Below are 25216 nucleotides of genomic sequence, written 5' to 3'. Positions count from 1 at the left end.
GTTCCGGGGTTGACCGGATAGGCTTCGCGTTGACTTAAGCACCAACCGACAACAGCAGACGCGGCCGAGGAGTCACCCGGATGAGCACCACCCCCACTGACCGGCTGCGCACGCTGCTCGAACCGCTGGCCGCCGACGCCGGACTGGACCTTGAGGACGTCAAGGTCACCCAGGCGGGCAGCCGCCGCCAGGTGCAGATCGACGTGGACGCCGACGGCGGTGTGGACCTCGACGCGATTGCCGAGTTCAGCCGTCTGGTCGGCCAGGCGCTGGACGACTCCGACGTGATGGGCGACGCCCCGTACCTGCTGGAGGTCGGCTCGCCGGGTGCGGAGCGCCCGCTGACCGCGCCGCGCCACTGGCGCCGGGCCGAGGGCCGGCTGGTCAAGGCCACGCTGGCGGACGGCGGCGAGATCGTCGTCCGCGTCCTGACGGCCGACGAGGACGGCGCGCTGGTCGAGGTGCAGCCGGTCAAGGGCCGCGGCCGGGCCAAGGAGCGCCGTCTGGAGTACACCGAGGTGGCAAAGGCCCGGGTCCAGGTCGAGTTCAACCGCAAGGAAGACGAGAAGCTCCTGGACGAGGCCGAGGACCTTGTGGCGGACGACGCCGACGACGCCTCCGACGACTGACGAGCAGGCTGAACCATGTACGTGATGAGAGAAGAGGAGGCGTAGCCGTGGACATCGACATGAGCGCCCTGCGTGGGCTGGTTACCGAGAAGGGCGTTCCGTTCGACCTGCTGGTCGAGTCGATCGAGTCGGCCCTCCTCATTGCCTACCACCGCACCGAGGGCTCCCGCCGTCGGGCCCGGGTCGAGCTGAACCGCAAGACCGGGCATGTCACCGTGTGGGCCCTGGAGGACCCGGCGGAGCTGGAGGAGGGTGTCGAGCCGAAGGAGTTCGACGACACCCCGAGCGGCTTCGGCCGGATCGCCGCCTCGACCGCCAAGCAGGTCATCCTGCAGCGTCTGCGTGACGCCGCGGACGACCAGACCTTCGGCGAGTACCTTGGCAAGGAGGGCGACATCGTCACCGGTGTCGTCCAGCAGGGCAACGACCCGAAGAACATCCTGGTCGACATCGGCAAGCTGGAGGCCATCCTCCCGCCGCAGGAGCAGGTCCCGGGTGAGGACTACAAGCACGGCACCCGGCTGAAGTGCTACGTGGTGGCCGTGCGCCGCGGCGTGCGCGGTGCCTCGGTGACGCTCTCGCGGACCCACCCCAGCCTGGTGAAGAAGCTCTTCGCGCTGGAGGTCCCGGAGATCGCCGACGGCAGCGTCGAGATCGCCGCGATCGCCCGTGAGGCCGGCCACCGGACCAAGATCGCGGTCTGGTCCCGCAAGCCCGGCCTGAACGCCAAGGGCGCCTGCATCGGCCCGATGGGCAGCCGGGTGCGCAACGTGATGGGCGAGCTGCACGGCGAGAAGATCGACATCGTCGACTGGTCGGAGGACCCGGCCGACATGGTGGCCTCCGCCCTGTCCCCCGCGCGGGTGACGAAGGTGGAGATCGTGGACTACGCCCAGCGCTCCGCCCGGGTGATCGTGCCCGACTACCAGCTGTCGCTGGCGATCGGCAAGGAGGGCCAGAACGCCCGCCTCGCGGCCCGTCTGACCGGCTGGCGGATCGACATCCGACCGGACACCGAGGTGCCGGCCGGGGAATCCCCGACCGAGCAGTAAACGTATCCGCCGTCCCGCTGTGATCGGCGGGGCGGCGCCATGTCCCTCCGGAGGGGTAGACTTGAGCGTGTCTGGCCGGACGCATGTCCGCGCATGCCCGGAACGCACCTGCGTGGGCTGCCGCAAGCGAGCGGCCAAACACGAGCTGTTGCGTGTCGTGGCGGTCGAGGGCGTCTGTGTCCCCGATCCGCGCGGCGCACTGCCGGGGCGGGGTGCACATCTGCACCCCGAGTCGGCCTGCCTCGACCTCGCGGTACGTCGACGGGCGTTTCCCAGGGCCTTCCGGCTCCAGGGTGTGCTCGACACCGACACGCTGCGCGTGTACGTCGGTGAGCGGGTAGGCGAGACCTCGGCGCCCTGAGTTCCTCAGGCGCGGCGAAGCACCACAGCAATGCACAGCGCACGGCACCCAGGTGCCCTGCGCGACACGTCAGGTACCTCGCGAGATGGAAGTAGGTCGAGATTGCGATGAGCACTCGATGAGTACGCGATGAGTACGCCCATGAAGTAGCGACAGTCCGGCGGACACGACCCCGGACACGTAGACAGGAGCGAAGTGGCTAAGGTCCGGGTATACGAACTCGCCAAGGAGCTTGGCTTGGAGAGCAAGGCCGTGATGGCCAAGCTCACCGAGCTCGGTGAGTTCGTCCGTTCGGCGTCCTCGACGATTGAGGCGCCGGTCGTTCGTAAGTTGACTGACGCTTTGGGAGCGACGCCGCCTGCTGGTGGTTCCGCTGCAAAGCCTGGCCCGCGCAAGCCCGCGGCGCCCCAGCCCGCCGGTGCCACCGGCGCGGCCGCACCCAAGCCGGGTGCCCCCACCCCTGGCCCGCGCCCCACGGCGACCCCGGGCCCCCGTCCCACCCCGGCCGCCGCGGCGCCTGCCGCCCCGGCCACCCCCGCCGCGCCCAAGCCGGCCGCTGCGACCCCGGGCCCGCGCCCGGCCGCGCGTCCCGCCGCGCCGGCTCCGGCTGCTCCGGCGGCCGAGTTCTCCTCCCCGGCTCCCGCCGGTGAGGCTCCGGCCCGTCCGGCTGCTCCGGCGCCGCGTCCGGCCGCTGCCGCCCCGTCCTCGGGTGCCCGTCCGGGCCCGCGTCCGGCCGGCCCGCGTCCGGGCAACAACCCCTTCACCTCGGGTGGTGCCACCGGCATGGCCCGTCCCGGCGACCGCCGTTCCGGCGGTGGCCAGGGTGACCGTCCGCGTCCGGCCGGTGCTCCCGGCCAGGGCGAGCGTCCGCGTCCCGGTGGTGACCGTCCGCGTCCGGCCGGTGCTCCCGGCCAGGGCGAGCGTCCGCGTCCCGGTGGTGACCGTCCGCGTCCCGCCGGTGCTCCCGGTGGCGACCGTCCGCGTCCCGGTGGCGACCGTCCGCGTCCCGCCGCCGGTCCCGGTGGCGCGCCGCGTCCGGGTGGTCCGGGTGCCGGTGCACCGCGTCCCGACGGGATGCCCCGTCCGGCCGGTCCGCGTCCGGGTGCCCCCTCCCCGTCCGGCATGCCGCGCCCGAACCCGGGCATGATGCCGCAGCGTCCGGCCGGTCCGGGCCCGCGTCCCGGCCCGGGTGGCCGTGGTCCGGGTGGCCCCGGCGGCCGTCCGGGTGGTCCCGGTGGCGGCGGTGCCCGTCCGGGCTTCGCCGGCCGTCCGGCCGGTCCGGGCTCGCGTCCGGCCGGTGGCGGCTTCGGCGGCCCCCGTCCCGGTGGCGGTGCCCCGGGTGGCGGCGGTGGCTTCGGCCCGCGTCCGGGTGGCTTCGGTGGCCGTCCGGGTGGTCCGGGTGCCCGTGGTGGCACGCAGGGTGCCTTCGGTCGTGGTCCGGGCGGTCGCCCGGCGCGTGGCCGCAAGTCGAAGCGGGCGAAGCGCCAGGAGTACGAGGCCATGCAGGCCCCGTCCGTCGGCGGTGTGATGCTGCCCCGCGGCAACGGCCAGACGGTCCGCCTGTCGCGTGGTGCCTCGCTGATGGACTTCGCGGAGAAGATCAACGCCAACCCGGCCGCGCTCGTCTCGGTGATGTTCAACCTCGGTGAGATGGTCACCGCGACCCAGTCGGTCTCCGACGCGACCCTCGAGCTGCTGGCCGGTGAGATGGGCTTCGTCCTGGAGATCGTCAGCCGGGACGACGAGGACCGCGAGCTGCTGGAGTCGTTCGACATCGACTTCGGTGCCAACGAGGGCGACGAGGACATGCTGGCCCCGCGCCCGCCGGTCGTCACCGTCATGGGTCACGTCGACCACGGTAAGACCCGCCTGCTGGACGCCATCCGCAAGTCCAACGTGGTGGCCGGCGAGGCCGGTGGCATCACCCAGCACATCGGTGCCTACCAGGTCGCCACCATGGTGAACGGCGAAGAGCGTCCGATCACCTTCCTCGACACCCCGGGTCACGAGGCGTTCTCCGCCATGCGTGCCCGTGGTGCCAAGTCCACCGACATCGCGATCCTGGTGGTCGCGGCCAACGACGGTGTCATGCCGCAGACGGTCGAGGCGTTGAACCACGCCAAGGCCGCCGGTGTGCCGATCGTGGTCGCGGTCAACAAGATCGACGTCGAGGGCGCCGACCCGACCAAGGTCCGCGGTCAGCTGACCGAGTTCGGTCTGGTGGCCGAGGAGTACGGCGGCGACACCATGTTCGTCGACATCTCCGCGCGCCAGGGTCTGCACATCGACCAGCTGCTGGAGGCGGTCGTGCTGACCGCCGACGCCTCGCTCGACCTGCGGGCCAACCCGGAGCAGGACGCGCAGGGTATTGCGATCGAGGCCCACCTGGACAAGGGCCGCGGCGCCATGGCGACCGTCCTGGTCCAGCGCGGTACCCTCCGCGTCGGTGACTCGATCGTGGTCGGCGACGCCTACGGTCGCGTCCGCGCCATGCTGGACGAGAACGGCAACCACCTCGAAGAGGCCGGCCCGTCCCGCCCGGTGCTGCTGCTCGGTCTGACCTCGGTGCCCCGCGCCGGCGACAGCTTCATCGTCGTCGAGGAGGACCGCACCGCCCGCCAGATCGCCGAGAAGCGTTCGGCCCGTGACCGCAACGCCGCGTTCGCGCAGCGTCGGGTCCGGATCTCGCTGGAGGACCTGGACAAGGCCATCGCGGCCGGCTCCATCGAGCAGCTCAACCTCATCATCAAGGGTGACGTCTCCGGTTCGGTCGAGGCCCTTGAGGACGCCCTGGTCAAGCTGGACGTCGGCGAGGAGGTCGAGCTCCGGGTCCTGCACCGCGGTGTGGGTGCCATCACCGAGTCCGACGTGGACCTGGCGATGGGCTCGGACGCCATCATCATCGGCTTCAACGTGCGCGCCGAAGGCCGTGCGCGCACCGCGGCCGAGAAGGAAGGCGTGGACGTCCGGTACTACTCGGTCATCTACCAGGCGATCGAGGAGATCGAGTCGGCCCTCAAGGGTCTGCTCAAGCCGGAGTACGAGGAGGTGCGCCTCGGCTCTGCGGAGATCCGCGAGGTGTTCCGTTCCTCCAAGTTCGGCAACATCGCCGGTGTCCTGGTCCGCGAGGGCCTGCTGCGCCGCAACGCCAAGGCCCGCCTCATCCGCGACGGCAAGGTCGTGTCGGAGAACCTCACCATCGAGGGTCTGCGCCGCTTCAAGGACGACGCGACCGAGGTCCGCGAGGGCTTCGAGGCCGGTGTGACGCTCGGGTCGTTCAACGACATCAAGGTCGAGGACATCATCGAGACCTACGAGATGCGCGAGAAGCCGCGCGCCTAAGCGTCGGCTGCCGGGGCCGGTCTGCGGGATGATTATCCCGTCGACCGGCCCCGGTCTCGCTGTGTAGGGTCCTGGTACGCCCCTGTTCAGGGGACCTACGAGGCCTTCAGGTCGGCGAGACCTGCCTTACATGTTCGTGGGAACACTCACCTTCGACCTGCTCCTCGGCGACGTCCACTCGCTCAAGGAGAAGCGCTCGATCGTGCGGCCCATCGTGGCCGAGCTGCAGCGCAGGTACAGCGTGTGCGCAGCGGAAACCGGGAACCAGGATCTGCACCGCAGGGCCGAGATCGGCCTGGCTGTGGTGTCCGGCGAGGCCGGGTACGTCACCGAGATCCTGGACAGCTGTGAGCGGCTCGTCGCCGGCCGCCCCGAGGTGCAGCTGCTCTCCGCCAGGAGGCGCTACCACCATGACGACGATGACTGAGAAGCCGGGTGCGGTGGTGCGGAAGTCACCACCGTCACACCGGCGAGGACCGACAGCGCCCACAAGGCTGGGCGCGGGCAGGTACGTTGGGGCGTGGGCCCCGCCGGGTGGAGCACTGACCCGGGTACCGAGCCCACCGTACGAGGAGGCAACGTGACCGACACCGCAAGGGCGCGCAAGCTCGCCGACCGCATTCAGGTGGTTGTGGCCGAGACCCTGCAACGACGGATCAAGGACCCCCGCCTTGGCTACGTGACCATCACGGACACCCGGGTCACCGGAGACCTGCGCGAGGCCACCGTCTTCTACACGGTCTACGGCGACGAGACCGAGCGCGAGGCGACGGCCGCAGCGCTGGAGAGCGCCAAGGGCGTGCTCCGTTCCGAGGTCGGCAAGCAGACCGGGGTGCGCTTCACCCCGTCGCTGACCTTCGTCGCGGACGCCCTGCCGGACAACGCCCGGAACATCGACGACCTGCTGGACAAGGCGCGGCTCTCCGACGCCGCCGTCCGGACGGCCGCCGCCGGGGCGACGTACGCCGGGGACGCGGAGCCCTACCGGGTGCCGGGCGCCGAGCGCGACGACGAGGACGAGTAACCGTGACACCCGAGCCGGTCACGGCCGGCCAGGGGGCATCTTCCACCGACACGGTGGAGGGTGCCCTCGCGGTGCTTCCGGGGCCTCGCACTGAGTCACCGGGTGCCTCCGGCGGGTCTGCTCCGGCACCCGGCCCCTGCGCGGCCTTCGAGCCGGAGTGGCAGCGGGTGGTCCAGGCGATCCGGCAGGCCGAGACGGTCGACCTGATCTGCCACATCAACCCCGACGGGGACGCGCTCGGCTCCGCGCTGGCCGCCGGGATGGCGCTGCGCGGGCTCGGCCATCGGGTCCGGGTCTCCTTCGGCGACGATCCGCAGGTGATCCCCGAGTCGCTGGCCTTCCTGCCCGGACAGGAGCTGATCGTCCCGGCCGCCGAGGTGCCGGAGGTCCCGGAGCTGGTGGTCTGCCTCGACGTCGCGGCCGAGAGCCGGCTCGGACTGCTGCACGAGAAGGCGTTCGCCGCCCCCGTGCTGATCGTGATCGACCACCACGCCTCCAACCCCGGCTTCGGCACCCACCGCCTGATCGACCCCACCGCCCCGGCCACCGCCGTGCTCGTCGACGAACTGCTGCGCCGCCTCCGGGTACCGCTCGACCAGGACCTCGCCACCTGCCTCTACACCGGGGTCGCCACCGACACCGGCTCCTTCAGGTACCGGGCCACCACCCCGGCCACCCACGAATTCGCCGGGCGGCTGCTGGCCACCGGCATCCGGCACGACCTGATCTCCCGAACCCTGTGGGACACCTCCTCCTTCGGCTACCTCAAGGTGCTCGCCGCCGCGCTCGACCGCGCCGTGTACGAGCCCGAGGCGGCGGGCGGCCTCGGGCTGGTGTGGACCTGGGTGCCATACCAGGACCTCGCGCTGTTCGGCGTGACGATCGAGGAGATCGAGGGCCTGATCGACGTGCTGCGCCGCCCCGCCGAGGCGGAGGTCGCGCTGGTGCTGAAGCAGGACCCGGACGGCACGCTGCGCGGCTCCTGCCGGGCCAAGGGCGCGGTCGACGTCGCCGCGGTCTGCGCCGGACTCGGCGGCGGCGGGCACCAGTTCGCGGCCGGGTTCGCCGCTCGCGAGGAGGTTCCGGTGACCATCGCCCGGTTCCGGGCCGCGCTTGCCGCGGGCCGTTGAGCTCCGGATCCCGACCGTTCCGTACAGACCTGAACCGTTCCGCACAGACCCGTACACACTCGTACAGACCCGCACAGAGAAGAACTGATGAAGCGTAAGGGAACCGGCCCCGACGGCCTGGTCATTGTCGACAAGCCGGAGGGCCTCACCTCGCACGGGGTGGTCGCCAAGATGCGCTGGCTGGCCGGGACCCGGAAGGTCGGGCACGCGGGCACGCTGGACCCGATGGCGACCGGCGTCCTGGTCATCGGTGTCGAGCGGGCCACCCGGCTGCTCGGGCATCTGATGCTCACCGCCAAGACCTACGAGGCGACCATCCGGCTCGGGCAGAACACCATCACCGACGACCGCGAGGGCGACGTCACCTCCTGCGCCGACGCCTCGGGCATCGGGCGGGACCTGATCGACGCCGGGATCGCCAAGCTGACCGGCGAGATCATGCAGGTCCCGTCCAAGGTCAGTGCCATCAAGATCGACGGCAAGCGCTCCTACCACCGGGTCCGGGAGGGCGAGGACTTCGAGATCCCCGCCCGGGCGACCACCGTCCACTCCTTCACCGTGCACGAGCAGCGGGCCGCCGTCGCCGAGGACGGCACCCCCGTGATCGACCTCGACGTCACCGTCGAATGCTCCTCCGGCACCTACATCCGGGCGCTGGCCCGCGACCTCGGCGCCGACCTCGGGGTGGGCGGCCACCTGACCGCGCTGCGCCGCACCAAGGTCGGTCCGTACGGGCTCGACTCCGCGCGCACCCTGGAGCAGCTGGAGGAGCGGCTGGAGGTGCTGCCCATCGCGGAGGCGGCGGACGCCGCCTTCCCGCGCTGGGACATCGACGCCGAGCAGGCCAGGCTGCTCTCCAACGGCATGAAGCTGAAGGCGCCCGGGCTGGGTGTGGACGGGCCGATCGCCGTCTTCGACCCGGAGGGGCGCTTCCTCGCGCTGGTGGAGGAGAAGGGCGGCAGCGCCCGCCCGGTGGCCGTCTTCGTCGGCTGACCCCCGGGGGCGCGGGGGACGACCCGCGCCCCCTTCTCGCGTGCTTCCTCACGCCCCTGCCCCGGAGTGTGCTGCCTGACCGAGGGGTGCCGTGGGCGTCGTTCCCCACGCCCTGCGGTCCCCGCCTGCCGTGCCCCTGCGATCCCCGCCTGCCGCAGCCGGTGAACCCCGGAAACCCCGGGCGCGGCGATCTCACCCGTACGAGCGGGCGCGCGAGGTGAACGCTCGGCGTGCAGGGCGTGGCTGTGGTGCCCGGCCCGCGCCCGGGGGCAGGCTCCCGACGGGCGTGTACGGCGGCTGCGGCGGGCCACCCCGCAGGGCGGGGCCTGTTCGCGGCCCGGCGGGGGAGGCGGGCTGATGGCCGCTGGTGGGTGGTCTGATTCGGCTGACGGATGGCTTCGGACGGCAGCCGATCCGGGGCGGGCACTGCTGCGGATCTGCGGTCCGGACGGGCGGACGCGGGGCCTCGGCTTCGTCGTGGACCTGCACGGCACCGTGGTCACCGCGCACGAGACGGTGGCCGGGCTGGCCCGGCTGGTCCTGCACACCGAGGGCGGGCAGGCGCGGGTGCTCGGCGCCGACTGCATCGAACCGCTCGCTCCGTACGGCCTCGCGCTGGTGCGGACGGAGGCGGTCGGCGGTCTGCCGGTGCCGCCGCTGCCGATCGGCGGCCCCGCCCGGGGCGGGGAACCGGTCGCGGTGCCCTACCTCCGGGACGACGGCGCGGTGGCGACCGGGCAGGGGGGAGTCCTCGGGGCGGGTACGGCGATGTACCCCTGGCGGGACGAGTTCCATCTGATCGCCGGTGCGCTCTGGCTGGACCTGTCGGCGGCCGGGGCGGTGTTCCCGGCCGGTGCGCCGGTGGTGGACGCCGGGACCGGGGCCGTGCTCGGGGTCGTCGCTCCGTCACTGCCGTCCGGGTACGGGGGCGGGGCGGTGGCCGTCCCGCTGGTGCTGCCACGGGCCGGTACGGGGCCCGGAAGCGGGGCGTCCGGGGCGTCCGGGGCGTCCGGGTTCGACGGGGCCGGCTGGGCCGCCTCCGGTGCGGCGGTGGCTGCGGCCGGTGCGCTGGCCGAGGCGGTGGCGCGGAACGCGGCCACCGTGCCCGCGTACGGGCGGGCCCTCAATCTGGCCGGGGTGCTTCAACTGGCTTCCGTGCAGCTGGGATCGGCCGTCGCCGGGCCGGGGCGGATCGCCGACCTGGCCGCCGACCGGGTGGACCGTCCGGACGGCCTCACCGGTGAGGAGCCGCAGGAGTCGCTCACCGTGCTGGTCGGTGCCCCCGGCAGCGGGCGTACCACCGAGCTGGCCGCCCTGACGGTCCGTCGGGCCGGTGGTCCGCACCCGCTGCCCACGCTCTGGCTGCGCGGCGCCGACCTGCGGCCCGCGGACACGTCGGTGGTGGACGCGGTCGGCCGGGTACTGGCCAGGGCGGCCGGACTGCTCGCCGTCGACCCGCCCGAACCGGGGCGGGCCGCGCGGCTCTGCGCCGAGGCGGGGCGGCCCTTGCTGGTCGTCCTGGACGCCCCGGAGGAGGCCCCGGCGGCCGCCGGGGCCTCCTGGCTGTGCGCGACGTCCGAGTGGCTGAGGACGGCGGCAGCGGGGCTGCTGACGGCCTGCCGGCCGGAGCGGTGGGGCGAGTGGGAGCGGGCGGACGGGTCGGGAGCCGAAGCCGCCCGGGTGCACGGGCTCGGCCCGCTGCCGGAGGAGGCCGCGGAGCGGGCCGCGCGGCGGTACGGGCTGGCGGGCCGGCCGCCGTCGGCGCCGGGTGCGCAGGACGGCACCGAGGTGGCCGAGGCCGCCGGGCCGCTGGGCCGGGCGGGGGCGGCGCACCCGGTGGCGCTGCGGATCGCCGGAGAACTGCAGGCGGCGGGAGTGTGGTGGCACGGTACGGCTCCACGGCGCGGCGAGCTGTTCGAGGGCTTTCTCGACCTCTGCTGCCTGCGGATCGCCCAGCGGCTGGCCGACGGCGGCACGGCAAGGCGGCCGGGAGCGCACCGCAGGGGCGGCCCACGGCCGGGCGCGGCCGAACCCGGCCGGGTGCGGCGGCTGGCGGCGGTGGTCGCCGGGCGGGTGCACGAGGCGGCCCGGCAGATGCTCGGATCGGGGCACGGCGGGCTGTCGGCGGACGCGTTCGAGCTGCTGTTCCCGACCGCCGGCGGCTGGGCCTCGGCGGTGCTCGGCGAGCGGCTCTTCGTCGCGGTGGGAGACGGATACCGGCTGGCCCACGAGGAGCTCGGCGAGTGGCTCCAGGGCCAGCACCTGGACCTGGACGGCGCACTGCGGCTGCTGCTGGAGGAGGACGGCGCCGGCGGGGCGGACGCCGTCGGCGGCGAGGGGAGTGCGGAGTCGGGTGCGTGGGCGGCGGCAGCGGCGGTCCCCGGCTGCGGCCGCCGGGTGCCGAGACACCGCGCCGGGCCCGTGGTGGTCGCGCTGACCCGGATCGGGGAGACCTGGGGCGCCGAGGCGCTGGACCGCTGGCTGCACCGGCTGTGGCGGGCACTGGAGATCTCCCCGGCGGGCAGTGAGCCCGCCTGGTGGGCCGGACACCTGCTCACCGCCGTCCTGCGCTCCGACGCCGACCTCGCAGCCCACCGGTCCCTGCTGGCGCAGCTGGCCGAACGCGGCGAGCGGACCGAGGCGTTCGGGCCCGGCTTCTGGGCGGCCCTGCCGCTGGCCCCCGCCGCCAGACTGGACCTGCTCCGCCGCCTGGTCCGGGCGGACGGCGCCGCGCAGTCCTTCCGCGCCGCGACGGCCGAGGCGCTGGCCGCCGACCCGCATACGGTGATTCCGCTGCTGTGCCGCTGGTTCGAGGACAGCCGCCGTCTTCCGGCCCGCCCCGACTGCACGGTCGCCGACCTGGCCCACGACCTGCTGTACGCCCACCGGAGGCTGGCGCTGGACGACCTGACGGAGTGCCTGGTGGAAACCGGCCATCCCCGGGCCGATGCGCTGCTCTCGCTGCTCGCGGCCGACGAGCCCTCCGCGCTCTGTCGCGCGGTCGACCGCTGGAGCCACGACCCCCGTCCCGAACGGCATGTCGCGGCCGCCGTGCATGCGCTGCGCACCGCGCCGTACGCCACCGGGCCCGGCCCGGAGCTGCTGCGTTTCACCGCCACCGCCCTGCTGGCCCGGGAGGACGAACCCGCCCTGCACGGTGCGGCGTTGGCGTTGCTGGTGCGCGACGGGCGGAGCCGGGGGCGGTATCTGGCGGCGGCGATCGCACGGTACCTGGCGGACGACCCGTTCGTCACCGCCGAGGTGCTGGCGCCTGCGCTGGCCGAGGACCCGGAGCCCGTGCTGGCGGCGTTCCGGCAGCGCCTTACGGCGCCGGGTGCGGCGATGGCCGAGGGCTTGCGGGTGCTCGCCGAGGTGGCGGACCCGGCGGTGGCCCGCCGGGGTCTCGACCTGGCCGCCGAGCTGCTGCACCAGCATCCCGAGCGGGGCGGCCAGATCGCCGACTACCTGGACCGCCTGCTCGCCGGAACATCGGAGCCGCAGGTCGGGGCGGGTCCGCAGGCCGCAGGCGAGGAGGCGGGGGAATACGACGGCGCGCAGCGGGCCGTACGGTCCGGTGCGGCACGGCGGCCCTGGGCGGAGCCGCGGGAGGTGCTGCGGGTGCTGGCACTCGGCACCCGGCCCGCGCCGGTGCGGCGGGTCTTCGCGGTCCGGCTGGCGACGCCGGGGCTGCCGTCGCGCGGTCCGCTGCTGGACGCGCTGCTGACGGGGGAGCGCGACGAGGGCGTCCTGGCGGCGGTGCTGGAGTGCCTGGCCGAGCGCTGCACGGAGCACGAGCCGTACCAGGCAAGGGAGTTGGTCCGCCGGATCGCGGTGAGGACCGCCGAGGCGGATACCGTACTGGTGCGCTGTGCCGGCCGTTCGGCGGCGTTCGCGCGGCTGCTCGCGGAGTGGCCGGCCGCCGAGAACCCGCTGGTCGGCGGTCCGCTGCTGACCCGGATGCGGGCGCTGGTCGCCGCCGGCCGCGACCCGCAGTACGCCGCGGCGGAGTCCGAGCGCGGCGCCCTGCGTCCGCTGCCGCGCGAAGTGGGCCTTCCGGTGCCGAAGCAGACTCGGGCGCATGGCACGCTATAGGGGTTCAGGGTTTGGAACGTAAGAGCGTACAGAGCGTGCGCCAGGTACGGAACGAGGAGCGGTCAGGGTGCAGCGCTGGCGTGGCCTGGAGGAGGTCCCCGCGGACTGGGGGCGCAGCGTCGTCACCATCGGTTCGTTCGACGGTGTGCACCGGGGTCATCAACTGATCATCGGCCGCGCGGTCGAGCGCGCCCGCGAGCTGGGCGTGCGGGCGGTCGCGGTGACCTTCGACCCGCACCCGAGCGAGGTGGTCCGTCCGGGCAGCCACCCGGCGCTGCTGGCGCCGCAGCCGCGCCGGGCGGAGTTGATGGCCGAGCTGGGGGTGGACGCGGTGCTCGTGCTGCCGTTCACGCCGGAGTTCTCCAAGGAGTCGCCGGAGACCTTCGTCCAGCAGGTGCTGGTGGACGCGCTCCGTGCGCGGCTGGTCATCGAGGGCCCGAACTTCCGGTTCGGGCACCGGGCGGCGGGGAACGTCGAGCTGCTCGCGGAGCTCGGCCGGAAGGCCGATTTCGAGGTCGAGGTGGTGGACCTCCAGGTGTGCGGAGCGGCCGGGGACGGGAAGCCCTTCTCGTCGACCCTGGTCCGACGGCTGGTCTCGGAGGGGGACATGACGGGTGCGGCTGAGGTGCTCGGACGGCCGCACCGGGTCGAGGGCGTGGTGGTCCGCGGCGCGCAGCGCGGGCGGGACATGGGCTTCCCGACGGCGAACGTGGAGACGGTGCCGCACAGCGCCGTCCCGGCCGACGGGGTCTACGCGGGCTGGCTGACGGTGCTCGGCGAGCCCGGGGCCCCCGCCTCCGGCCCGGCGGGGCCGGAGGACGGGCGGGGAGTGAGCATGCCCGCCGCGATCTCGGTGGGGACCAACCCCACCTTCGACAACGCCAACCGCACGGTGGAGGCCTACGCGATCGACCGGATCGGCCTGGACCTGTACGGCCTGCACGTGGCGGTGGACTTCCTCGCGTATCTGCGCGGGATGGAGAAGTTCGACTCGATCGAGGCGCTGCTGGAGCGGATGGCCGACGACGTCAAGCGGGCGCGCGAGATGACCGACGTGCGCTGAGCACCGGCCGCGACACGCGGTGGAGCGCAGCGGACCCCGCCGACCTCAGGTCGGCGGGGTCCGGTCGTTCACTGCTGCGGAGGCGGCGGGTAGCCGTACCCCGGCGGGGGCGGGGGCTGCTGGCCGTCCTGCGGCGGCGGGTAGCCGTAGCCGGGGCGCTCGCCGCCCTGCTGGGACCAGTCCTGCTGCGGCGGGGCCGGATACCCGGGCGGCGTCTGGCCCGGCTGGGGAGCCCAGGGAGCGCCGGGTGCGGGCTGCCCCGGGTAGCCGCCGGGCGGTGGCGGCGGGTAGCCGCCCTGCTGCGGGTACGGCTGCTGCTGCGGCTGCTGCTGCGGGTAGCCACCGCCCTGCGCCGGGCCCTGCTGCGGGTACGGCTGCTGCTGGGCCCAGGAGCCCTGGGTGGCCTGCTGGGCACGGGCGATGTCCTCGCCGACCAGGGTGGCCAGCTCGAAGTACGCGTCCCGCACCTTGGGCCGCATCATCGCCAGGTTGACCTCGGCGCCGGCCGCCAGGCTCTCGTCGAACGGCACCACGACCACGCCCCGGCAGCGGGTCTGGAAGTGCGCGACGATGTCCTCGACCTTGATCATCTTGCTGGTCTCGCGCACCCCCGAGACCACCGTGATCGAACGCTGCACCAGGTCGGCGTAGCCGTGCGCGGAGAGCCAGTCCAGCGTGGTCGAGGCGCTGCTGGCACCGTCCACGCTGGGCGTGGAGACGATGATCAGCTGGTCGGCCAGGTCGAGCACCCCGCGCATCGCGCTGTACAGCAGGCCGGTGCCGGAGTCGGTCAGGATGATCGGGTAGTGCTGCCCGAGCACCTGGATGACCTGGCGGTAGTCCGAGTCGTTGAAGGTGGTCGAGACGGCCGGGTCGACGTCGTTCGCCAGGATCTCCAGGCCCGAGTTGAGGTCCTGCGAGGTGAACTGGCGGACGTCCATGTAGCTGCGCAGATGCGGGATCGCCGTCACCAGGTCGCGGATGGTCGCGCCGGTCTGCCGCTTGATCCGGCGGCCGAGCGTACCGGCGTCCGGGTTCGCGTCGATCGCGATCACCTTGTCCTGGCGCTCGCTGGCCAGCGTGGCCCCGAGCGAGGTGGTGGTCGTGGTCTTGCCGACACCGCCCTTGAGGCTGATCACCGCGATCCGGTAGCAGCTCATCACCGGCGTACGGATGATCTCCAGCCGGCGGGCCCGGTCGGCCTGCGCCGCCTTGCCGCCGAACTGGAAGCGCGGCTGCTGCCGCTGCGCCTTGGGCTGTCCGCGCAGCAGGCGGTCGGAGGAGAGTTCGACGGCGGCCGTGTAGCCGAGCGCCGCGCCGTGGGCCATCGGCTGCTGACCGCCGGCCTGTTGGAACGCCGCCGGCGCCTGCGGCGCGGCCTGCTGCGGATAGCCCTGCTGCTGTGGGTACCCGCCGGCCTGCGGCCAGCCGCCCTGCCTGGGGTCCACCGGAGGGGTGGGCGCGGCCGGACCGGGTGCGGCCGGGGGCTGCTGCTGCCACGTGTTGGGGGCCTGCGGGTTCTGGGGTGCCTGGGGCGCCTGCGGTGGTGCGGCCTGCTGCGGGTACGACGGCTGGGCCGGAGCCGGAGCCGGAGCCGGAGCCGGAGCCGGGGCCGGCGCGGGGCCGGGCTGCGGCGCGGTGTCGGCAGCCGGCCAGGCCTGCGGCGGCACCGGCTGCGCGGGCGCGGGCGCGGGGACCGGGGGCGGGACGGGCGCGGCCAGCGGCTGTACCGGGGCAGGCACGGCGGGAGCCTCGGCTGCGGGCGCGGGTACGGCCTGCGGCGGCGCCGCCTCCACCGGAGCGGGTGCGGGGGCAGGAACAGGCGCGGCTACGGGTGCAGGCACGGGGGCGGGGGCGGGCACGGGAGCGTACGCCGCCACGGGCTCGGCCGCGGGTGCCCCGGCAGCCTCGGCGGTCGGCGCGGGAACCACCGGCGGCACGTGCGGGGGTTGCTCGCCGCCGGGGTGCGCGGCAGGCGGTGCAGTGGCTGCCACCGGTGCCGGCGGGACGGCGACCGGAGCCGGCTCGGCCATCGGCACGGGTGCGGGCGGAGGCACGGGCGTCGGTGCAGGAGCCGGGGCGGGTACGGGCGCGGGTGCCGGGGCGGGCGCGGCCGCCTGGGGCTCCGGGCTCTGGGTGTACCAGGACGGCGGCGAGTAGTCAGGGACGTCCGACCAGTCGTCGTCGTCCTCCGCCGCGTTGTCGCCGACGTAGACGCCGTCCCGATCGCTGCTCACTTGGGCTCCCTCGTTTTCGCCGCTGGTTCGCGGTGCCGTCCGGCAACAAGACTAGGACGTGATTCGCGGTCACCTGAAGGCGGTGCCCGAACTCACGCAGGGGTTCACGGGCCTTCACCAGGGCTTCAAGGCGTGATGACAACCGCCTTTGGAGTGAATCTCACCGGCTGTTCACCTCGTCCCCCGTTCCCGGGCCCGGAGGCCGTCGGGCAAGCCGTCAGGGGCGCGGAGCGCTGCCCGGCCGACCGAGTGCACGGTCGACCGGGCAGGGCCTCACGCCCCTGACGGACACCTGCGGCATCCCGGAACTGAGCCGTGCTCAGTCCATCCGGCGAGGGCCGCCCAGCAGCTGGCCCTCCGCCTCGCCGGGGTCGGTCATCACGAACTGCTGCCGCATCCTGGTCGCCCAGAGCGTGATGTTCTCGGGCAGCGTCGGCAGCGACGCCACGTCCTGGTCGCCGAGCGACAGGACCCGCGCGACGACCTCGGCCTCCTGCGGCGAGATCCGCTGGACGCCGACCAGGTCGGCGGCGTTGAGCACGCGGGCGGCGTTCGGGCCCAGGTACGGCAGCAGGGTGAGCGTGGTCTGCCACGGGGTGGCGGACAGCCGGCTGCGCGGCGGCCGGACGCCCAGGTCGCGGACGACCAGCACCGGCGAGGTCACCGAGGCACCCTGCGCGCCGAGCCGCCCGACCTGGTGCACCGTCACACAGGGCTGGCCGCCGCCGGCCGCCTGGGCCAGCGGACCCCATGCCTGCGGACGCCCGCTCTCCACCGCGACCCGGGCGCCGGTGGCGGCCGCCCGCAGCGCGATGATCTGCGCCGTCCACATGCCGCCGACCAGCACCACCTCGTACGGGCTCGGCCGGAACAGGCCCAGCACGGCGGGCTGCCGCTGCGGGTCGACACCGATGACCACACCGTCGTCGCCGACCGGGAAGGACAGCGCGGCGAGGTCCTCGGGGGAGAGCACGTGCCGCTCGCGGCGCGGGCCGCGCAGGCCGAAGCCGGGACGGATCCGCAGGGTGGTCCGGGTGCGGTCGGCCTCCGGTTCGGCGGACTGGGTGGGGTAGGTCTGATAGGCCATCAGGAAGTCCCTCCCAGGGGCAGCGTGGCGAGCAGGCCGGGCGCCTGCTCCTGGTCGAGCCGGGTCAGGCCGACCCCGGCACTCTGTGCGCGGGTCTCCACGAGCCGCCCGACCTGGGCGACCTCGCTCTCGCTGCGCCCGGTCACCCGGACGTGCCCGCTGACGGCGACCGCGCCGCCGGTGCCCCGGCTCGCGGTGAGGCTGAAGGTGCTGGCCAGCGCCGGGGTTCCGGTGACCAGGTTGACCAGGTCGGGGGCGGCGATCCGGCCGGGCGCACCGCCGGGGCGGCTGAGCTGCGGCCACTTGGAGATCCAGTACGTGCTGTGCCAGCGGTCGTCGATCCGCCAGAACTTGCGGCTCTCCTGGGTCCGGCGGCTGCTGCCGCCACCGCCGCCGGTGCCCTGACGGCCCGCCACGGCGATCGGGTTGGCGCAGATCGAGATGGCGAGGGCGGCGATCAGCTCGCGCTCGTCCAGTGCGGTCGCGGTGAACCCGGCCCCGTTGAGCCGTCCGGCCAGCTGGTCGGTGACCCGCTGGAGCGCCTTGCGGGCACCCTCCTCGCCGCCGCCCCGGGCCAGCACGGCGGTGGCCGCCGCCTCCGGGTCGAGCTTGAGCGCGACCCAGGTGAGCCGCAGGCCCGGCGTGCTGAGCCCGTCCGGCAGCTGGTGGTAGGCGCGGGTGGCGAGCGACTGCTCGGGCAGGTGCGGCGCGGGCGCCGGCTGGGTGTGCTGGACCAGCTGGACGGACTCCAGGGGGATGTCGTCCACCTGGAGCGCCGAGCAGATCACGTCCAGCGGCAGCGGCAGGGCCGTACGGGCGGGCCGCAGCGGCTGGTCCTTGGCCTGCACCAGCAGGACGGAGGTCAGGAACGTGCCGTCGCCGACCATGCCGGTCTCGCGCCGGAACGGCCGGCCGCCGCCGAGGTCGGCCTCGGTGGCGTGGGTGTAGGTGCGCAGCGCCGGTTCGACCTCCAGCGCGGGCGCCAGGGCCGGGTCGGTGCCCGGCGGCGGCACGTTGAGCTGGGCCTGCTTGCGGCGGGCGCTGTGCGCCATCCGCACCTGCAGGCCCTCGGGCAGGCTGCGGCCGTTGAGCGGCAGCACGGCGATCACCACCAGCAGCACGGCGGGTACCGCGAACACCCCGGCCATCGCCTTGCTGATGGTCCAGCCGACCGCGACCAGCGCGGCCGCGACCTCGATCAGCACGAGCTGCTGCAACCGCAGCCTGGTGCCGAGCAGGCCGGGACGCGGGTGGATCTTCACCGCGACCGGCGCGGTCGCACCTCCCACCCGGGCCGACGTCGAGCGGCGGGTGCCCCTGCCCCCGTTCCGCCGGCCGCCGTTGCCCCTGCCGTGCGATGTGCTGCGTCGCTCTGGAGCGGTCTGGCTTGGCATCCCCCGCGTGAACCTCTCTGATCAGATTTCACGGCCCGGTTGGCTGGTCGGCAGACCGGACCCGTACCGTACTCACCGTCTGCTGCCGCATCGTAGAGGCTTTGCATCGTAGAGGGTTCGCTGCACCTCGTGCCCGCCGGGTGGCAGACTCGCGCATGGACCAATCGTGCTGACGTACGCACAGGTGCCGGGCCGAGGCTGTCGGGCCAGTCCGGCTGCCGGTCGAACAGGGGAGACGACGAGATGGCATCACGCCGGGACGAGCTGAACGCCTACACCTTCGCGCGCAAGCGCACGGTGGGCGCCTTCCTGCAGCCAGGTGGCGGCGGCAGCGACGAGGACGCCCCGCGTCCGGTGCGTGCGGTGCTGCCGAGCCTGGTGGTGGCGGCCGTCGTGGTGGCGGGTTTCGGGATGTGGGGCGTCATCAAGCCCACCGCACCCAAGGGTTGGGACGACGGCAAGAACATCATCCAGGGCAAGGACTCCACCACCCGCTACGTGGTGCTGGTCGATCCCAAGACCAACGACAAGGTGCTGCACCAGGTCCTCAACATGTCCTCGGCCCGGCTGGTGCTGCCGGCCGGGGCCAAGGTCGTGCCGGTGGTGGACTCCGCACTGGACGCGTACAAGAACCACGGTGCCACCATCGGGATCCCGTACGCCCCGGACCGGCTGCCCCAGGCGGACGACGCGGGGACGCCGAAGCTGTGGTCGGTCTGCGACCGTCCCGGCCAGGGGGAGATCCAGGCGACCGTCAACCAGTCGCTGTTCGTCGCGGCCGACGCCGACGCCAAGACGCTGCACCGGCCCGACCTGGTCCTGGCCCCCGGTCAGTGGCTGTTCGTGCAGGGCCCGCAGGACGGTTCGAAGGACAACGACGACAAGGACCGGCCGGGCAGCGAGTTCCTGGTCGATTCGACGGGCATGAAGCACGCGCTCGGTGACTTCAACACCGACCCGCTCGACCGCCGCGCGATGGAGTCCGCGCTGTTCGGCAGCGATGCCAAGCCGCAGCAGGTCACCAAGGAGTGGCTGGCCACGCTGGGAGACGGAGCGCCCGTCAAGTTCCCCACCATGCCGGGGTCCAACTCCCTCGGTGCGCGGACCTCCGTGAAGCTCTCGCAGACGAGTGAGCAGAAGGTCGGGCGACTGCTGTCGTTCCAGAACAAGACCTTCTATGTGGTCGGGGCACAGAAGCTCTACCAGATCTCCGCTTTCCAGGCCGAACTGATGCGCAACAGCCGGTCGTTGAAGAGTCTCTACGCCGGCACGCCGAAGCTGGCCGAGCTGTCGCCGGCCGACTACGCGGACCTCAAGGACAGCTTCGACACCAGCATGATGGACAGCGACCCCAAGGACATGCCGAAGGAGCAGCCCGCCGAGCACGCGGTGAACAACGGCAAGGCGGCTCGTACGGTGCTCTGCAGCACCTTCGAGGGCTGGGCCGCCGACAAGAGCGTCAAGCGCTCGGTCTGGGCCTACACCGACTATCCGACGCAGGTCAGCAGCGGTTCCGCGAGCGCGCACGTCTCGCCGGGCCACGGCCTGCTCTTCCGGGCGGTGGACGGCAACGGCGGCGTGGACAGCTCGGGCAGCAACTTCCTGATCACCGAGACCGGGCTGCGCTACTCGGTGCCCAGCAACAACGACGGCCCCAGCGGCCAGGGCGCGCCCGCGCCGAGCGCGTCCGCCGACCCGCAGGGCGGTGCCGCGCAGCAGCAGACCAACGAGGCGCAGGCCCGGCTCGGCTTCGACAAGGTGCCGCCGACCCTGGTTCCGCGCTGGTGGTCCGACCTGGTCCCGGCCGGTCCGGTGCTCAGCACCTACGCCGCGCTCCAGGCCCAGAACGCCTGATGCAGATCCGTGACACTGCGTCAGTTGGTGGGTCGGCGCAGTGTCATGGTCTGGTAACTGCCGCACTCCCGGTGTTGGGTGACTTGCGGTTGGCGACTATTGTGCTGGGTGGCATCACACCGTGATGTTTGACGGATGGTCTGTGCCAGGGCCGTCCGTCAGGATGTCTGTCTCATGGGGGACGGTGGACCATGGCTGGTCAGTTCACGACGACCGCTGAAGAAATGACTGCTTTCGCCAACCGGATCGGTGAGGTGAACGGCCAGATCCAGGGCGAGATCAAGCGGCTCAACACGCTGGTCGACGAGATCAAGTCGGGCTGGCAGGGTCAGGCCGCTGCGGCCTACCAGCAGCTGCAGACGCGTTTCAACGAGGACGCGACCGCGCTGAACAAGGTGCTCGACGAGATCAAGCAGGCGATCGAGGCCACGACCAAGGCCTACTCGCAGACCGAGCAGGAGCAGCAGTCGTCGATGAGGGGCTCGTTCTGAGCCACGGCGCCGCAGCCGTAACTCATCGGCCGTTCTGACGGCCGCCACGATTTCACTGAGAGGAAGACACCGTGTCAGACGCGCACATTCTCGTTAATTTCTCCACCATTCAGAACGCCAGCCAGGAGGTCCGTCAGACCGCCTCGCGCATCCAGTCGCAGCTGGAGGAGCTGAAGGCCGGCGTGAGCCGGATCGCCAGCAGCTGGCAGGGCTCGGCGCAGGAGGGCTACCAGGCCCGCCAGCGCGAGTGGGACACCAAGGCCGCTGACCTGCAGCAGGCCCTGGGCCAGATCGCCACCTCGCTGGACAACGCCGCGCAGAGCTACCAGTCGACCGAGCAGCGCAACTCGGCGATCTGGGGCGGAAACTGAGCCGAGGCTCCGTTCACGGGGCACGGCAGTAGCGCACATCGGGGCGGGCGTCCATCCGGGCGCCCGCCCTGGGCCTGTTCCAGGCACCGGCGCGCGGTCCGCCGCGCGCACGACATCGGGTGGATCAGAGGGGAAGACAGGTGTCGTTGGGGACCTACCGCAGGGCTGCCACCGGACTGGTCGCGCTGGGGGTGATCGGCACCATGGCGGGCGCACCCGCGTACGCGGCGCAGCCCGCGTCCGGGCCGGGTGACGGTGCGGCCGTGCACTGGTCGCCGCTGGGGATCGCGGCGGCGGCCGACTGCAGCTTCCCGGCCGCGGACGTGCAGGGCGTGCCGTGGGCGCTCCAGCGGGTGCTGCTCGACCAGCTCTGGGACGGCGGCAAGTCGAGGGGCGCCAACGTCACCGTCGCGGTGATCGACACCGGGGTGGACGACGGCAATCCGCAGCTGCAGGGCCAGGTGCTGGACGGTGGCTCGCTGCTGATGGACCAGTCGACCAAGAAGCTGGTGGACGGCAACGGCAAGGACGACACGGTCGGCCACGGCACCAAGGTGGCGGGGATCATCGCGGCTAAGCCGCTCCCGCAGAAGACGGGCTTCGTCGGACTGGCGCCGGACGCCAAGATCCTCTCGATCCGGCAGAACGACAGCCAGGGCAACGGTGACGTCGGCACTCTGATCGACGCGATCAAGATCGCGATCCAGAAGGGGGCCGGCGTCATCAACATCTCCCAGGACGTCCGGGCGACCGACGACAGCGGCAACTTCGACCGCAAGAGCGACCTCCAGGCCGTGCTGAAGCAGGCCGACGACCAGGGCATCGTCGTGGTCGCGTCGTCGGGCAACGACGGCCGCGAGGGCCCCACGTACCCGGCGGCCTTCGACACCGTGCTGTCGGTCGGCGCCTCGGACCGCAACAACGAGCGGGCCCCGTTCTCGCAGTACGGGGACTTCGTGAAGGTTGCCGCGCCGGGTGTGGAGATGCTCTCCACCGTCCCCAAGGGCGGTCAGTGCGTCGACAACGGCACCAGCTTCTCCTCCCCGTACGTGGCCGGGGTGGCCGCGCTGCTGAAGTCCAAGTACCCGAAGTGGACGGCCGCGCAGATCCGGGCCCGGATCGAGCAGACCGCGCAGCGCACCGAGCGGGGTCCCAACCGGTTCGTCGGCTGGGGTGTGGTCGACCCGGTGAAGGCCGTCCGCAGTGATGCCAAGCCCGAGGACGCTCCGGTGCCCGACGCACCGGTGCAGCTGGACACCACGAAGATCGTCGCGCAGCCGCTCGGCCTCGGGGAGACCCAGGCCCAGCGGGACAGCCGGACCGGCACCTACGTGGTGGGGGCGGGCGCGCTGCTGGTCGCGGGCCTCGCGGGCGGCTCGATCGTGGTCCGGGACCACCGAAGGCGTCGCGGCGAGTCCTGACACAACGGCCGCGGGCCCGGCTCCCCCTCGAAGGGGAGCCGGGCCCGCGGCCGTTCTGTGCTCAGAGCTGCTCGTCCTCCGGGATGGTGATCACCCAGTGGGTGTCCTGGCGGGGGCGGAGGTAGAGGAGCCAGTACAGCGAGGCGGCGACGGTGATGCCGCCGGTCCACAGCAGGGCGGTGACGTCCAGCTGGGTGAGGATGTAGCCGAGCACCACGATCAGCAGGACCGGCAGCACCGGCCAGAGCGGCTGGCGCCAGGCGGGGGCGTCCCGGTGCTGCTTGCGGCGGGAGAACAGGGCGGCGACGGCGACCAGCAGGTAGAGCGCGGCGACCGCGACACCGGTGATGTTGGTCAGCATGGTGTTCGGAACGAAGCAGAGCACCGCGCCGGGGACGCCGACGGCGAGGGTGGAGACCCAGGGGGCGCTGAAGCGGTTCAGGGTGCCGAAGGCCCTGTTGATCGGCGCGGGCCAGGCCTGGTCGCGGCCGGAGGCGAAGAGCACCCGGGAGTTCTGGATGACCATGACGATGCCGGCGTTGATGATGGCCAGCGCGATGCAGAGGCTGATGAAGGTGCCGACCGCGGAGTTGCTCCAGCCGACCACCATGGTGGAGATGTCGCCGCCGGTCAGCGAGGCCAGGTCGGGGGCGCCCATGGTGATGGCGACGACCGGGACCATGATGACCACCACGGAGAGCGCGAGCGTCCACAGCACGGTGCGGGCGACGTTGCGGCGCGGGTTCTCCAGCTCCTCGGAGAGGTAGATCGCGGTGCTGAAGCCCTGGGTGACGAAGAGGGCGGTGCCCATCGCGGCCAGGACGGCGGCCATGCCGACCGGGCTGGTCGCGCCGCCGGTGTCGGCGGTCACGCCGTGCAGCAGGCTGCCCATGCCGCGCTCGGTGTGCGCGAAGCCGAGGAAGGAGACCACGGCGGCGGCGATGACCTCGAGGACCAGGAAGATGCCGGTGATCCAGGCGTTGGCCCGCAGGTCCAGCAGGCCGGCGACGGTGGCGGCCAGCATCACGCCGGCTCCGGCCACCGCCGGGTCGATGTGCACGATCGGGGCGAGGTAGTCGGCCGTGCCGAGGGCGATGACCGAGGGCACGATCATCACCACGATCAGGGACTGGATGAACACCAGCCACCCGGTGAAGCGGCCCGCCAGGGTGCCGACCATCGCGTACTCGCCGCCGGCGCTCGGCACCAGGGTGCCGAGCTCGGAGTAGCAGAACGCCACCGCGACACAGAGGATCGCGCCGATCCCGATGGTCAGCGCGGTCGCGGTGCCCAGGCTGTTGAAGAGGCTCGGCACGATCACGAACAGCGAAGAGGCGGGGGTCACGCAGGAGAGCGTGAGCAGGGTCCCGCCTACGACACCGAGCGAACGGCTCAGCTTCTTCGGCGCCCCGTCGAGGCTGTCCGTCGCCGCAGTGGGGGCTGCGGCGGCTGGCGGGCGAAGCGTGTCGGTCATGAGCGTTCCGATCGGCTCGGTGAGGTCCTGGGGAGGGAGCGCTATCGCCTCCGCTGGCTGGTGTTGGTCCTGGTCGCTCCCGGGAAGCCATGGAACCGTGCCGTATAGATCGCGTCAACGGCCGAACTGCTTCGGAATCCGCAGGTCAGCGTGGGTCGAGCCGAGGATCCGATGGTTGCGGGCGGTGATCGTCGAGCATGTCCTATTTGTTACCTTCGCCATGCCGTATTTGAATCGAAGGTGAACGAAAGATTGCACCCCATGAATCCATGGTCGTCCGTCGCATGGGCTTCTGCTGGCCAGGCACCCCTCCGAGCGCTGCGGCTGTCCGGGCGGACAACGAGAACCGCAGCAAAGTCATACAAGAAACTCGATAACGTTTCAGCACCTGGGACGCACGAGGCCGGGTCCGTACCGGACCCGGCCTCGTGGTGTCACTCGGTGTTACGGCGCAGGCAGCCAGCCGACCTGGATGGTCTGGCCCGCGGCCATCCGGCGGGTGACGTAAACGCCACGGCCCGGCGGCAGCGGCTGCGGCTTGACCGTGCCGAGCAGTGCGCCCTCGTTCTTGTCACCGGAGAGCACCAGGCCCTGCCCGCCCAGCTCGCGCATCCGCTGCATCACCGGCTCGAACAGCGAGCGGCCGGCACCACCGGCGCTGCGCGCGATGATGATGCGCAGACCGATGTCACGGGCGAACGGCAGGAACTCGGCCAGCGGTGCCATCGGGTTGCCGGACTGGGTGGCGACCAGCTCGTAGTCGTCCACGATCACGAACATGTCCTTGCCGCTGTACCAGCTGCGGTTGCGCAGCTGCTCCGGCGTGACGTCCGGTCCGGGCAGACGGCGGGCGCAGGCCCCGCGGAGCATCTCCACGATCGAGGACATGGCGGGCGCTGCCGCCGCGTACTCGACCAGGTACTCCGGCGGCACCACGCCCAGCAGCGAACGGCGGAAGTCGCCGATCACGATGCCGGCCTGGTCCGGGGTGTAGCGCTCGGTGATCTGCTTGATCAGCATCCGCAGCACCGCGGACTTGCCCGACTCGCTCTCACCGAAGACCACGAACAGCGGGTCGCTCTCGAAGTTGAGGAAGACCGGCGCGAGCTCGGTCTCGTCCACACCGATGGCGACACCCAGCTCGGGGTGCTCGAAGCCCTTGGGCAGCGCGTGGCCGTCCAGGACGGCGGGCAGCATGCGC

18 protein-coding genes and 1 pseudogene are annotated in these 25216 nt (G+C 72.7%); 14 read left to right on the top strand and 5 right to left on the bottom strand.

The window, feature by feature from the left end:
- Positions 1-80: 80 nt before the first annotated feature.
- The 10 genes from rimP (at position 81) to UK12_RS14480 (ending at position 13686) form a co-directional block, all read left to right on the top strand.
- Complete coding sequence (gene rimP / locus UK12_RS14520) at positions 81-629, top strand: ribosome maturation factor RimP (RefSeq protein WP_045303356.1); 549 nt, start codon at positions 81-83, stop codon at positions 627-629.
- Between the two features lie 47 nt (positions 630-676).
- Positions 677-1681: a transcription termination factor NusA gene (gene nusA, locus UK12_RS14515; protein ID WP_045303355.1), complete on the top strand. Its 1005-nt coding sequence runs from the start codon at positions 677-679 to the stop codon at positions 1679-1681.
- 19 nt (positions 1682-1700) lie between these two features.
- The gene (locus UK12_RS45035; RefSeq protein WP_442973795.1) at positions 1701-2042 is read left to right on the top strand and encodes a YlxR family protein; all 342 of its coding nucleotides are present in this window, start codon (positions 1701-1703) and stop codon (positions 2040-2042) included.
- A gap of 195 nt (positions 2043-2237) precedes the next feature.
- On the top strand, positions 2238-5384 hold the full coding sequence (gene infB, locus UK12_RS37960; RefSeq protein WP_045303354.1) for a translation initiation factor IF-2: 3147 nt from the start codon (positions 2238-2240) through the stop codon (positions 5382-5384).
- A gap of 130 nt (positions 5385-5514) precedes the next feature.
- The gene (locus UK12_RS14505; protein WP_045303353.1) at positions 5515-5811 is read left to right on the top strand and encodes a DUF503 domain-containing protein; all 297 of its coding nucleotides are present in this window, start codon (positions 5515-5517) and stop codon (positions 5809-5811) included.
- 153 nt (positions 5812-5964) lie between these two features.
- Positions 5965-6408: a 30S ribosome-binding factor RbfA gene (gene rbfA, locus UK12_RS14500; RefSeq protein ID WP_045303352.1), complete on the top strand. Its 444-nt coding sequence runs from the start codon at positions 5965-5967 to the stop codon at positions 6406-6408.
- 167 nt (positions 6409-6575) lie between these two features.
- Complete coding sequence (locus tag UK12_RS14495) at positions 6576-7538, top strand: DHH family phosphoesterase (protein ID WP_197084858.1); 963 nt, start codon at positions 6576-6578, stop codon at positions 7536-7538.
- Between the two features lie 87 nt (positions 7539-7625).
- A complete protein-coding gene (gene truB, locus UK12_RS14490) occupies positions 7626-8531 on the top strand; it encodes a tRNA pseudouridine(55) synthase TruB (protein ID WP_045303351.1) in 906 nt (301 codons plus the stop codon).
- 357 nt (positions 8532-8888) lie between these two features.
- On the top strand, positions 8889-12623 hold the full coding sequence (locus UK12_RS14485; RefSeq protein ID WP_156178720.1) for a serine protease: 3735 nt from the start codon (positions 8889-8891) through the stop codon (positions 12621-12623).
- A 67-nt stretch (positions 12624-12690) separates the two neighbouring features.
- Positions 12691-13686 carry a bifunctional riboflavin kinase/FAD synthetase gene (locus UK12_RS14480; protein WP_045303350.1) on the top strand — a complete coding sequence of 332 codons (996 nt, stop codon included), beginning with the start codon at positions 12691-12693 and terminating at the stop codon, positions 13684-13686.
- A 68-nt stretch (positions 13687-13754) separates the two neighbouring features.
- Here the strand turns inward: UK12_RS14480 and UK12_RS14475 are convergent, their stop codons facing one another.
- From UK12_RS14475 to eccE, 3 genes are all read right to left on the bottom strand, one after another.
- Positions 13755-15923 (bottom strand): MinD/ParA family ATP-binding protein, encoded by a 2169-nt coding sequence (locus UK12_RS14475; RefSeq protein WP_045303349.1) that lies wholly within the window; start codon positions 15921-15923, stop codon positions 13755-13757.
- 319 nt (positions 15924-16242) lie between these two features.
- Positions 16243-17010: a hypothetical protein gene (locus UK12_RS14470; protein WP_045303348.1), complete on the bottom strand. Its 768-nt coding sequence runs from the start codon at positions 17008-17010 to the stop codon at positions 16243-16245.
- Positions 17010-18299, bottom strand: coding sequence for a type VII secretion protein EccE (gene eccE / locus UK12_RS14465; RefSeq protein ID WP_197084857.1), 1290 nt, complete (start codon positions 18297-18299; stop codon positions 17010-17012). Before eccE ends, UK12_RS14470 begins: the two co-directional genes overlap by 1 nt.
- Before the next feature lie 348 nt (positions 18300-18647).
- Between eccE and UK12_RS14460 the strand changes: the two genes are divergently transcribed.
- The 4 genes from UK12_RS14460 (at position 18648) to mycP (ending at position 22541) form a co-directional block, all read left to right on the top strand.
- The gene (locus tag UK12_RS14460) at positions 18648-20258 is read left to right on the top strand and encodes a type VII secretion protein EccB (RefSeq protein WP_045303347.1); all 1611 of its coding nucleotides are present in this window, start codon (positions 18648-18650) and stop codon (positions 20256-20258) included.
- A 191-nt stretch (positions 20259-20449) separates the two neighbouring features.
- A complete protein-coding gene (locus UK12_RS14455; protein WP_045303346.1) occupies positions 20450-20749 on the top strand; it encodes a WXG100 family type VII secretion target in 300 nt (99 codons plus the stop codon).
- A 71-nt stretch (positions 20750-20820) separates the two neighbouring features.
- On the top strand, positions 20821-21120 hold the full coding sequence (locus tag UK12_RS14450) for a WXG100 family type VII secretion target (RefSeq protein ID WP_082119610.1): 300 nt from the start codon (positions 20821-20823) through the stop codon (positions 21118-21120).
- A gap of 140 nt (positions 21121-21260) precedes the next feature.
- Positions 21261-22541 (top strand): type VII secretion-associated serine protease mycosin, encoded by a 1281-nt coding sequence (gene mycP, locus UK12_RS14445; protein ID WP_045303345.1) that lies wholly within the window; start codon positions 21261-21263, stop codon positions 22539-22541.
- A 61-nt stretch (positions 22542-22602) separates the two neighbouring features.
- Here the strand turns inward: mycP and UK12_RS14440 are convergent, their stop codons facing one another.
- Positions 22603-24015 carry an APC family permease gene (locus tag UK12_RS14440; protein ID WP_045303344.1) on the bottom strand — a complete coding sequence of 471 codons (1413 nt, stop codon included), beginning with the start codon at positions 24013-24015 and terminating at the stop codon, positions 22603-22605.
- A gap of 444 nt (positions 24016-24459) precedes the next feature.
- Positions 24460-25216 (bottom strand): annotated as a pseudogene (locus UK12_RS41250) (type VII secretion protein EccC); the annotation flags it as partial.

The sequence above is a fragment of the Saccharothrix sp. ST-888 genome (genome assembly GCF_000955975.1).
In the GTDB taxonomy this organism is placed as follows: Bacteria; Actinomycetota; Actinomycetes; order Streptomycetales; family Streptomycetaceae; genus Kitasatospora.
The sequence above is the reverse complement of the archived record's forward strand: the minus strand, read 5'-3'. Positions and strand labels throughout refer to the sequence as shown.